Source organism: Solwaraspora sp. WMMA2059, assembly GCF_027497315.1.
In the GTDB taxonomy this organism is placed as follows: domain Bacteria; phylum Actinomycetota; class Actinomycetes; order Mycobacteriales; family Micromonosporaceae; genus Micromonospora_E.
Genome location: NZ_CP114908.1, coordinates 3,609,301 through 3,620,561, shown reverse-complemented (window position 1 = coordinate 3,620,561; position 11,261 = coordinate 3,609,301). Strand labels below are relative to the sequence as shown.

Sequence of the window (11,261 nt, the reverse complement as noted above, 5' to 3'; positions counted from 1 at the left end):
GCAACCGTGTGGGTCGATGGTATTTGATCTGTGCCGAGGCAAAGGGCTGGTGTGCTTGGAAGGTTGGCCAGATTCAGCTGTCTGGTCTCGGCGTAGCCTCGGTCGTTCGGCGCCAGACGCGACCGACACCGTGGATACCCGGCCCTCGGCGATGTCGTAGCGTGCACGGCCGTGGTAGACGTCTACGCCGCCGCCCGGCGGATCATCGAAGCGGGCCTTGCCGCCGACGACTCGGCATTTACTCCTGGTCGTCCGGTCTGGACAGCTGAGTCGGCCGACCTGCTGGAGAAGTATTTCGTGCAGCGGCCGGACGCCGGCACCGGCAGTTTCACCAGGAAGCTGCGCGGGCAGCTCGACGGCGTACCGGCGACCGCAATCCAGCTGATGGCCGAGCTGATCTACCTGCATCTGCTGCTGCCCCGCGACCTGGGCGGGACCGTCAAACGCAAGGTGATCGGGGCTGCGTTGACGCTGCTGCCGGAACCGGTGCGGATCCCGGCCGATCTCGACGCGGTGCTCGACCACGGGCGGGTCAAAGCCGGCGTGGCCTACCTGACTCAGCGGGACCGGCAGATCGCCTGGCTGGTCCGGGTGCTCCAGGCGTGGAAGGCGTTGCCGCGCGACGAACAACGCCGCGCACTCGACGATCCGTGGAAGTTCCGCGAAATCCTCGACGGCGTGCCGATCAACGCCGCGTACAGCCAGCGGAACCTGCTGCTCAACCTGGCATTCCCGGATGTCTTCCCGGACATCGCGTCGAACAAGCACAAGAAGCTGATCGTCGCCGCCTTCACCCACCGGCTCACCACTCCGACCGGTGACGTCGAGCGTGACCTGGTGGCGATCCGTGACACCCTCAACGCCGAGTCACCCGACCAGACGGTGCACTTCTACCACCCGCCATGGGCGGACCGCTGGCTGCCGTCAGCGGTGGCGGCCGCCACCACCGGACAACGTGGCTGGCTGGTCCGCAGTGCCCGGGTGCACGGCCGCAACCTGCTCGACGACTGGCTCGCCGACGGATTCTGCTCCATCGGCTTCACTGAACGGCTCGACGGTGAGATCGCCGGCTCCAGGGCCCAGATTGTCGAACAGCTGCGGCAAGCCGCACCGGACCTGACTCCGATGCAGCGGGCCATAATGGCCGGTGTCCTTGACCGGTTCCACAACCAGATGAGCGAAGGGGACATCGTTGTCGCCGGTGACCGGCGTGGCCTCTACATCGGTGAGGTGACCGGCCCGGTCACCCGGGTCGCGTCCACCGATGACCTGTCCAATCTGCGCCGTGCCGTGCGATGGGCCAACCCGGCCGCACCGGCCGACCGCGACGAACTGTCCGACGCCGCCCGCAGCAAACTCGCCGGGTACCTCAGCGTCGCAGGCCTCGGCATGCACACCGCCGAGTTCGCCGCCCTCGCCGGCATCGGCGAGGGCGACGACGCCGACGGCGGGTCCGCCGACCTCGACGGCGAGGACGTGGCCGACTTGGCCGACCTGGCGGCCGAGCTGCCGGAGCCGACCACTGCACTCGCCGAACGGCTGTTCATCGACCGGGAGTGGCTGGCCGAGACCGTCGACCTGCTGCGGGAGAAGAAACAGATCGTGTTGTACGGGCCGCCCGGCACCGGCAAGACGTACCTGGCACAGGAACTCGCCCGCTTCCTCACCGGCGAGGCCGACAACGCGTACCGGCTGGTGCAGTTCCACCCGTCGTACGCGTACGAGGACTTTTTCGAGGGCTACCGCCCCCGGCCGGCCGACGACGGTAACGGCGTCGGCTTCTCCCTCGAACCCGGCCCGTTCAAGCAGCTCGTCGAGGACGCCCGCGCCGACCCGGCGCAGCCGTACATCCTGATCATCGACGAGATCAACCGCGCCAACCTGGCGAAGGTCTTCGGCGAGCTGTACTTCCTGCTCGAATACCGCGACCGCAACATCGCCCTGCAGTACTCGCCCGGCGACGACTTCGACCTGCCGCCGAACGTCTACCTGATCGGCACGATGAACACCGCCGACCGGTCGATCGCCCTGGTCGACGCGGCGATGCGCCGCCGGTTTTACTTCCAGTCGCTGTTCCCCGGCGAGCCGCCGCTGGTCGACATGCTGCGCCGCTGGCTCGACGACCAACAGTTGCCGGCCAACCGGGCCGACCTGCTCGACGAGCTGAACCGCCGGATCGGCGACCGCGACGCCGCTGTCGGCCCGTCGTACCTGATGACGTCACGGGCCGCTACCGCCGACGGTCTGGCCCGGATCTGGAAGACCGCGATCCTGCCGCTGCTGGAGGAGCGCCACGTCGGCGACGGCGTCGACGTGCGCGCCCGCTACGGCCTGGACGTGTTGTGGAAGGCGCTCGCCGACGGCGGCACCTCGGCGGCGACCCTGACGGCGGTCGAGCCGCCGGAGCCGGTCGAGGAGACCGGGGACGAACCCCAGTGAGGCTGCTCAGCCTGGGTGAACACCAGACCCGCGACTACGACCCGGTGCCGAAGGCCGTGGCCGAGGCCTTGGCCGCCACCGGCCTGGTCCGGGTCTCGGCCACCCTGGACGGTCGGCTGCGGCTGCGAGCCGGCTCCCGCGTCGGCGTGGTCCGCGTCCACGCGGGTCAGGCGGGCGCGGGCCGGTCGGGCGCGGGTCAGGCCGGATCCGAGCCGGCCGTCGAGGTCCGGGTACGCCCGAAGCTGCCGATCGGTCGGCTGATGTGGCTGCTCGGGTACGCCGACGACCAGCGTGGCTGGCGCGACGAGTCGGTCGGGCTGGCCGAGGAGACCGACCTGGTGCCGGCCATGGCGGTCGCCTTCACCGCCGCCTGTTCCGCCGCGTTCGCCGCCGGGGTGCTGCAGGGCTACCAGGTACGCGAGGAGGCGTTGCCGGTGCTGCGGGGCCGGATCCGGGAGGCCGACCAGGTCCGCCGTCGGCTCGGTTTCGCCCCGCCGCTGGAGGTCCGCTACGACGACTACACGGTCGACATCACCGAGAACCGGATCCTGCTGGCAGCTGCCCACCGGCTACAGCGGCTGCCTGGCGTACCGGCGGTGACCCGGCACGCCCTGCACCGGATCGTCGCCGCGCTTGCCGACGTGACCCCGCTGCCGGCCGGCGCGGACCTGCCCGCCGGAGCGGCGTTGCCGACCACCCGCGTCGACCGGCTCACCGCCCGCTACCAGCCGGCGCTGCGGCTGGCCCGGCTGATCCTGGCCGGCAACAGCGTCGAACAGCCGCCAGGCCCGTTCGCCGCCACCGGCTTCGTCTTCGACCTCAACGCGGTCTTCGAAAGCTGGCTCACCGCCATGCTGCGCGACAGCATCGAGTCCCGGTACGGCGGCCGGCTGCGCGCCCAGCACCAGTCGCACCTGGACACCGGGCGGCGGATCGGGCTGCGACCCGACATCACCTGGTGGGACGGGTCGTCGTGCCGGGCTGTCGTGGACGCCAAGTACAAGTCGACAGAGTGGGGCAAACCCGGTGAGACCGCCGGGCCGGGCCGTCCGCCGAACAGCGACATGTACCAGATGCTGGCGTACTGCACGACGTACGGGCTGAGCTGCGGCCATCTGGTGTACGCCGCCGGCGGTCCGACCTCCGGCAGCTACCAGCTGACCGGTGCCGGAATCCGGGTCGACGTGCACCCGGTCGACCTGTCCGCGCCGATTGCCGAGATCCGTCAGCGGATTCACGCCCTCGGCACGGCCGTCGCCGAGCCGGCCGGATAGCCGCTTTGATCCACTTCGGCTGATCGACGCGACACGCCGAACCACTGTCTGAACAACCGCAGTGGATCACTTGCGCGCGACGGAGGAGCGGATATCCGGTTGCTGGCGGCTGAGACGATCATCCGGTGCCGCACTCCACCGCCGAACTGCTCGCTGCCCTCGACCCGCTGACCCACCACGCCCGGATGTCCGCCCTGGCCGGGCACGCCCGCCGGCTGGCCGCCACCGGAGACCTGCCCGCCGTACTCGCCGACCTGACCGGCGGCGACGCCCACCAGCGGTTCCTCGGGCTCACCATGGCGGTGATCGTCGGCGACCAGGCGACGGTGCGGGCCGGCTTCAGCGACCCGGACCGCCGGCTGCGGGCGGTCGCGGTCACCGCGTACCTGCGCTCCGGCTGGGCCGACCCCGACGAGGTGGCGGCGCTGCTGCACGACGCCCCGGCCGACCTGCGGCGCGCCGCGTACCGGACGCTGCGCGCGGCCCGCCGCGCCGACCTCGCCGACGCGCTGATCGACCCGGTCCGCGCCCGGTTCGGTGACGGCGAAGCCGCGGTCCTGCTGCCCGCCTGCGGCGCGGACACCGTCGCCCGGCTGCTGCCAGAGCTGTCGTACGCCGTCGTCAACGGCGCCGCGCTGGCCCGCCGGCACCCCACCGTGCTGCTCGACTTCGCGCAGACGCAACTCGCCGCCCGGTCCCGCGCCGCCCGCGACACCTGGTGGTCCGAGTGGGGCCGCGCCGTGCTGCACACCGCGCAGCGGCATCCGACGCGGGTGTTCGACCTGCTGGAGCGGTACGCCCCGACGACCAGCCTGCCCGGCGCGACGACCGCGTACGGCGTACTGACCGGCGCGGATCCGGCGCGGACCCTGCGGCTGCTCACCGCCCCGGCCCGGGCCGGCTGGCTGCGCCGCCAGCAGCTGCCGTCCGGCCTGCTGTACCGGCTGCGCGACGCCGACCTGACCGACCTGGTGCCGCTCGGGGTACGGCTGCGCGGCACCGACCGTGCCTTCGCCCGGCTGCTCGCCGCGCTGGCCCCGGCCCGTCGGGGCGAGCTGTACGACGCGGTGACGGCCGACGTGGACACCGCCGACGTGCTGCTGTCGGAGCAACTGTTGACCGTGCTGCCCCGCCACTGGCAGCACCGGGAGGTCCGCCGGATACTCGACCTGGACCGGGTCCGGGCCAGCGAGGACTGGACGCTGACGTACACCGCGTTCCTGCCCTGGGCCGAGGCGGAGTCGGCGCTGGTCGCGGCGGCCCGGCGCGCGGACGCCACCGCCCGGGGCACCGGCTACGCGCTGCTGCTGGCCGCCGCCGGCCGCAGCGGCGACCCGGCGGCCGTCGCCGCCGTCGTCGAGCAGCTGCGCCGGCTGCGCAACGACCAGGACCCGGTACGGGCCCGCGCGTTCACCGCGTTGTCGCAGGTCGTCGGCCTGCTCACCCCGGCGACGGTGCCGGCGCTGACCGACGTCGTCACCCAGGCGGTGGCCGCCCGGGACACCTCGTCGGCCAGTCTGACCGCGATCGGCGGGCTGGCCGGCCAGGTGCTGCGCCGGCACGCGGCGGACCCGGCGCTGGTCGGCTGGGCGATGCAGACCTTCGACACCCTGTACGACGGCCAGCAACTGCCCTTCCTCGGCCGGCTCGACCAGGTGCTGCGCCGAGGCCAGGAGCGCGACCTGTTCGACCGGATCGCACCGTGGATTGAGGGCGCGGCGGCCCGGGACCGGTTCGAGCCGCTGTTCGCCGTCGCCTGGTCGCTGGGCCGGCGCGCCTGGCGGCTGCCGCACCTGCAGCGGCTGCTGCGCCGGGCGATCCACCCCGGCGTGGTGTCGGCGGTGTTCCGCCGGGCGGTGACGCTGTGGCTGGCCGACCCGACGACCCGGGCCGACCGGGTCGGCGAGGTACTCGCCGTCGATGTGTCCACGGTGGAGATCCACGAGGTGTGGCAGGCGATCTGCACCCGTCGCACCGACCTGCTCGACGAGGTGTTCACCACGCCGCCCGGTAAGCGGACCGGCAAGTTCCTGTCCGCCGGTGCCCGCTGGGTGCCCGGCCCGGCGCACCGGGTCGCCCGGTGGCTGCCCCGCCACCAGCAGGCGTACGCCGACCTGCTGGCGTCGATCGCCGCCGACCGGAGCATGGCCAAACACCATCGGGTACGGGCAATCAGCTGCGCCGCCCCGGTGCCCGGTGCCGGCTGGGCGGTCGTCGCCCGGTACCTCGACGCGGCGGACGTCACCCTGGCCGAGGCGGCGCTGGCCGCGCTGGCCTGGACCGACCGGCCGGACGAGGCGCTGCCGGTGCTGCTGCGGCACGTCGACGACGACCGGGCCCGGGTCGCCGTCTACGCGGCCGGCCGTACCGCCCGGCTCGTCGCACCGTCGACACTGGTCGCCATGCTGACCGACGTCGCCCTCGGCGCCGGCAAGGTGACCAGCCGCAAGCAGGCGCTGCGGCTGCTCGCCCGGTTCGGCCCGCCGGAGGCGTTCGACGTGGTCACCGCAGCGTACCAGCGGGTGGACCAGCACCCCGACGTGCGGGCCGCCGCGGTCGCCGCCGCCCGGCAGCGGCCCGACGTGCCGGCCAGCTGGGCGATCCTGGCCGGGGCGGCTGGTGTCGGCCGGCCCGATTCGGCGGCGCCGTCGCGGGCTGAGGTGTCGGCGCTGCTGGACGCACCGCCGTCGACCATCGCCGAGCCGGACCGCCCCCGGTACGCCGCCCTGGTCGTGGCCGCCGCCAGCAACCCGGACCCGGAAGCGGCCCGGCTGGCCTGGGCGGCGTTGCCGGCCTGGGCCCGCTGGGCGCCCGAGCTGACCGAATTGACCGTCGCCGCCCTGACCGACCTGGACGACCCGCACCGGTGGGCGTCGGCGATGCGGGTGGTGATCCGGCTGCTCGACGAATCGGCGGCGGCAGTGGCAGTGGCAGCTGACGGGTCACCGCCGGCGGTCGACCGGTCGCCGCTGGTGGCCGCGGTGGCCGCGCTGGCCCGGCTGGACCGGGCCGACGACCGGCCGGGTGACCCGGCGTGGGACCGGCCGGCCCACCGCCGCCTCGACCGGGTCGTCGACGCGGCGGTGCGCTGGTGCCGCGACGCCGACCCGGAAACCGACCGGACGGCGGTGCGGGCCGCCGCGCGTACCCTCGCCGGTTTTGCTGATTTGACCCCGCAGGCGGCTCGGCTGCTCACCCACCTGGTGCCGCTGGCCGCACCGACCGCGACCCCGGTCGCGGCCGAGTTGACCGCGCTCGCCGACCTGGTCGCCGACCGTCCGGTGCTGGCTGGCCGGCTCGCCGAGACGCTGACCGACCAGGTCCGCCGCGCCGAGGGCAGCTGGGAGCCGGCGGTGCTGGTCGCCGTCGTCGGGGCGCTCGCTGAGCGGGGCGACCTGGCCGGCGGGCTGTTCGCGGTGGCGCTGGTCCGCGCCGGTGACCGGTACGGCTGGTCGCCGCCGTGGCGGTCGCCGCTGCACCGGCTGCGCCGCCACCCGGTGCCCGACGTCCGGTCGGCGGCCCTCGACATCGCGATGGCGTCCGGCTGAGCCCGACCGGGCGTTGACCTTGCCCGGCTGCCGCACCATGATCGGCAACCGGCAGGTCGGTGCCGGTCAGGTGTTCGGGAGACGGGGGGTAAGCGTGCAGCGAACGGGGCGGTCGCGGCCGTACGGAGGTATCGGGTCGGGCCGGTGGGTCCGGGCGGTGGCCGGGCTCGTCGCGGCCGCCGTCACGGTGACGGCCGTCGCCGGCTGCGGCGACGACGAACGGATGGCCGCCTTCGAGGAGGCGATCATGCCGATCGTCGTCGAGATCGCCAAGGAATCGGTGGCGGCGCTGCCGGCGCCGTACCGGATCGTCGCCGAAGTCGGCATCTACGCCACCGAGGAGGCGGCCCGCGAGCAGGCGGCCGACCAGGACGCCACCTACCTGTTGATCAACCAGACGATCGACGGTACGCAGCGGGTGAGTGTCTTCCGGATCGACACCACCCGCAAGCTGCGGATCGACATGGACGGGCGGTTCGTCACCGAGATCGAACAGAACCGGATCACCATCACCGCCGACCCGACCGTCGACTCCACGCTCGTGATCACCGACGCGCTGGACAGCGAACCGGTGTACGCCGGTGACCGGCTCGTCTTCGACGGTGACGACCTGCACTACGACCTGGACACCGGGCGGTTCGGCGACCCGGAGCAGGATCCGGAGTTCGCCGCGGCGGTGGATCTGGTGGAGCCCCGGTCCGCCGGCACCTGGAGCTCGCTTACCGGCGGCCAGGCCGCCCTGCGTAACGGCGCACAGGCCGCAGACTGGGACGAAGGTACGCCCACCCTCGGCGGCTGCTCGTCACTGCCCGACTCGGCCTGGAACGACGAGGAGGTCGTCCAGGGCATGTTCAGCGGCAACCGGTGGCGGCGGCTGTTCCCGGTCTACTGCATCCGGACCAGCGACGGGCGGTACGGCACGCTCACCCAGCGCACGTCGGTCGACGGCGAGCAGGGCCCGCTGCAACTGGAGTACGTGCTGTGGAAGAGGCCGGGCGACTGACCAGGGTCGGCGGCGTCCCGTTTGCGCGGTTAGGCCTGTCTGCGCGGTTCGGTGCGGCGCGGCGGGCAGGTGGCGAGGCATCCGGGCTCTGGCGGAACATCGGCCGGCCGGGCGGCGTTGGATCCTGGCGTTGGACCGAGTAGGCGAGTGGCCGGGCTGATCTGCCGGGCCTGATCCGCCTGGTCCGCCTGGTCTGTCGCCCGGTGCGGGTGCGGCCGGGTCTGCGGCCCCGCCGGGTGCGGAATGCCGGGCATCCTCGGGTGGTTGTATCCGGTGCGCCGGTGAGACCGCCCCCCGCCTGGCCGGCGGGTGTGCGCGGGTCGGAGCGCGTCGTTTGAGTTCGACTTTCCTGTGCGTGTTCTGTTCTGTCCCGTTCGTGACCGGTCATCGACCCGGTGTGGTCTGGTGTCTGGTTCATTCCCCTCGGAACGGAGATTCTGTTATGAACACGATCTTCCGTAAGTCTGCTCTGTCGGTTGCTGGTCTGCTGACCGCTGGTGGTGTGGTGGCCGCTCCTGCGGTGGCGGCGCAGGCCGCTGGTCCGGGTGCCGCCGACGGCGGTGCGCGTGAGGTGGCGGTGCAGTACGAGGCGCAGCCGAACTTCTACTACTGCGGGCCGGTGGCGACGCGGATCGCGTTGACGGCGCAGGGTCATGCTCCGTCGCAGGATGAGGTGGCGGAGAAGTTGGGGACGACCGAGGCCGGTACCGATTCGGCTGAGGAGACGACCCGGGTACTCAACGAGGTGACCGGTGGTGACGAGTACGAGACGGTGTCGATCGGTGCGGCCGCGGCGAAGCCGGAGCATGTGGCGAAGCTGAAGGCGGATGTGCGTGAGGCCGTGGACGACGACCGGGCCGTGGTGGCGAACATCATGGGCACGGCGTCGGACGTCGACGGGGTGGCGCATTCGTACGAGGGTGGGCACTACCTGACGGTGACGGGTTACCGCGATGGTGGTGACACGGTGAAGATCGCTGACCCGTACTTCGAGGGCCAGGAGTACTGGATGGGCCTCGATGTGCTGGCTGACTGGACCGCCAAGCGCGGCTACTCCGCCTGAGCCACGTCCCTGAGCCACGTCCCTGAGCTCTGCCCAGGTCGAACCCGATGAGGTTGCTTGACCGGTCCGCTGGCCGGGTCCCGTACGCCGGGACCCGGCCAGCGGCGTTCGGCGTGCCTGACGTTGCATTTTCGTCGGTGGCAGGGTGTACTCTGAAGCAGAGGTTAGAACGGGTGTTCGATAACAGGTAGCTCTGCTGGTTGGGTCCGCCGGTCAGCAACGGCACCACCGGAGTCGACACCCGTACTGGCCGCCGGGAGGAGCGATTCGCGGCGCGAGTCCCGGCAGTGCGGCGCCGCGAGCCGCACGCCCCGGCACTGGACTTTCGCGGGTCCAGCGCCACCAGGCAGGACCGCTGCCCGCCGCCCCCGACCCCCGGGCGGCGGGCAGCGGACCCCGCCAGCATCGTCGGTGCGGATGCGGTGTGGGGAAGCATCCGCATCCGCACCGACGACGCCCCGCCGACGTCTTCCTCCGTGGGCGGGCACCCGAACAGGTGAAACGCGCGGAGGAGGATCCATGCCGACCACTTCGGCACCGGCCCAGGCACCCACGGTGCCGGCGCACCTGCTGCCCAACCGCACCCCGGCCCAGTTGCTCGTCCTCGCCCGGCACGGGCTGACCGAAGCGGGCAACACCCGCCCCGACGGGCTGCGGTACGCGGCGGCCCACCTGGCAGCCCTGCGCGCCGCCGCCGCGATGCTCGCCGCCCGCGCCCGGCCCGCACCGACCCGCCGCAACCGGGTCACCAGTGTCTGGGCCCTGCTGATGATGGTCGCTCCCGAGATGGCCGAGTGGGCCACCTTCTTCGCCGCCGGTGCCAGCAAACGGGCCGCCGCCGAAGCCGGCATCCCCCGGGTGGTCACCGCCCGGGAAGCCGATGACCTGCTGCGCTCCGCCGGGCAGTTCGTCTCCCTGGTCGAGGACACCCTCGGGCTGGCCCACCAACCGGCGCTCGACCCGGCTCTCGACGGCCTGGCCGCTGCCTGACCGACCAACCCACGCAGGCGTGACTTTGTTGTTGCCGCCGGCACTCGTGGTGCCGGCGGCGATCACGCGCGCACACCACCACCAAACACCATGTAAGCGGAACACCCGGGGGGAGAGAAGCAGGATGGCGGGGCGAATGGTGGCCGGCACGGCGGCGTTGTCCGCCGTCGCTGCCGGCCTGGTCCGCCCGGCCAGTGCGTTCGCTGGCGGCGCCGGATCAGCGGCGACGGCCGGTACGCCGGACCCGACCGGCCTGCCCGGGGCGGGCGGCATCGACCGGGTGCTTCCCGTCCCGACCATGCTCACCGGCCTGCTCCCCGGGCGAGGGCTGCGCCGCGGCTCCACCGTCAACGTGCTGCCCCACCGGTCGGCCCGGCTCGGCGCGACCTCGCTGCTGCTGGCCCTGCTCGCCGAGGCGTCCCGGGCCGGGCTGTGGTGCGCCGTCGTCGGAGTGCCGGCGCTGGGTGTCACCGCCGCAGCCGAGCTGGGCATCGCCCTGGACCGGCTGGCCCTGGTGCCCAACCCCGGACCGGACTGGCCGGCGGTGGTCGCCGCGCTGATCGACGGGGTGGACGTGGTGGTGGTCGCCGCCCCCGCCGCCGTGACAGCGCAGGTGACCGGCAGGCTCGCCGCCCGGGCCCGGCAGCGGGGCTGCGTGCTGGTGCCCTGCGGCCGGTGGGACGCCCCCGACGTAACCCTGCAGGTGGTGAACGGCCGCTGGGAAGGGCTCGGGCCGGGCCGGGGCCGGCTACGCCGTCGGGAAATGGTCGTCTCCGCCCGGGGCCGGGGAGCGCTGACCCGGCCCCGGGAGATCCGGATCTGGCTGCCCGGTGGCCCACCCACCCCGGCAGCCGCCGCGCCGGCCGGCGGCCTCACCCGCCGGACCCGCCGTGCCGAGCTGACCCTGGTGCAGCGGCGATGAGCCGCACTGAGCTGACCCTGGT

General features: G+C 73.1%; 7 protein-coding genes. All 7 read left to right on the top strand.

Annotated elements, in window-relative coordinates:
• Positions 1-171: 171 nt before the first annotated feature.
• The 7 genes from O7553_RS16425 (at position 172) to O7553_RS16395 (ending at position 11,239) form a co-directional block, all read left to right on the top strand.
• Positions 172-2,439 (top strand): AAA family ATPase, encoded by a 2,268-nt coding sequence (locus tag O7553_RS16425; protein ID WP_281550627.1) that lies wholly within the window; start codon positions 172-174, stop codon positions 2,437-2,439.
• Positions 2,436-3,713, top strand: coding sequence for a restriction endonuclease (locus O7553_RS16420; RefSeq protein ID WP_281550626.1), 1,278 nt, complete (start codon positions 2,436-2,438; stop codon positions 3,711-3,713). The genes O7553_RS16425 and O7553_RS16420 overlap by 4 nt, the downstream gene beginning before the upstream one ends.
• Before the next feature lie 125 nt (positions 3,714-3,838).
• A complete protein-coding gene (locus tag O7553_RS16415; RefSeq protein WP_281550625.1) occupies positions 3,839-7,261 on the top strand; it encodes a hypothetical protein in 3,423 nt (1,140 codons plus the stop codon).
• Between the two features lie 157 nt (positions 7,262-7,418).
• Entirely contained in the window at positions 7,419-8,264 is an 846-nt protein-coding gene (locus tag O7553_RS16410; RefSeq protein WP_281550624.1) for a hypothetical protein, read from the top strand.
• A 442-nt stretch (positions 8,265-8,706) separates the two neighbouring features.
• The gene (locus O7553_RS16405) at positions 8,707-9,327 is read left to right on the top strand and encodes a C39 family peptidase (protein WP_281550623.1); all 621 of its coding nucleotides are present in this window, start codon (positions 8,707-8,709) and stop codon (positions 9,325-9,327) included.
• Positions 9,328-9,846: 519 nt separating this feature from the next.
• Complete coding sequence (locus O7553_RS16400; RefSeq protein ID WP_281550622.1) at positions 9,847-10,317, top strand: SAV_6107 family HEPN domain-containing protein; 471 nt, start codon at positions 9,847-9,849, stop codon at positions 10,315-10,317.
• A 124-nt stretch (positions 10,318-10,441) separates the two neighbouring features.
• Positions 10,442-11,239, top strand: coding sequence for a hypothetical protein (locus O7553_RS16395; RefSeq protein WP_348650066.1), 798 nt, complete (start codon positions 10,442-10,444; stop codon positions 11,237-11,239).
• Positions 11,240-11,261: the final 22 nt, after the last annotated feature.

Excerpts from the sequence above, each read along its gene's own strand:
- O7553_RS16405 (WP_281550623.1), top strand. The coding sequence starts at position 8,707 with ATGAACACGATCTTCCGTAAGTCTGCTCTGTCGGTTGCTGGTCTGCTG.
- O7553_RS16400 (WP_281550622.1), top strand. The coding sequence starts at position 9,847 with ATGCCGACCACTTCGGCACCGGCCCAGGCACCCACGGTGCCGGCGCAC.
- O7553_RS16395 (WP_348650066.1), top strand. The coding sequence starts at position 10,442 with ATGGCGGGGCGAATGGTGGCCGGCACGGCGGCGTTGTCCGCCGTCGCT.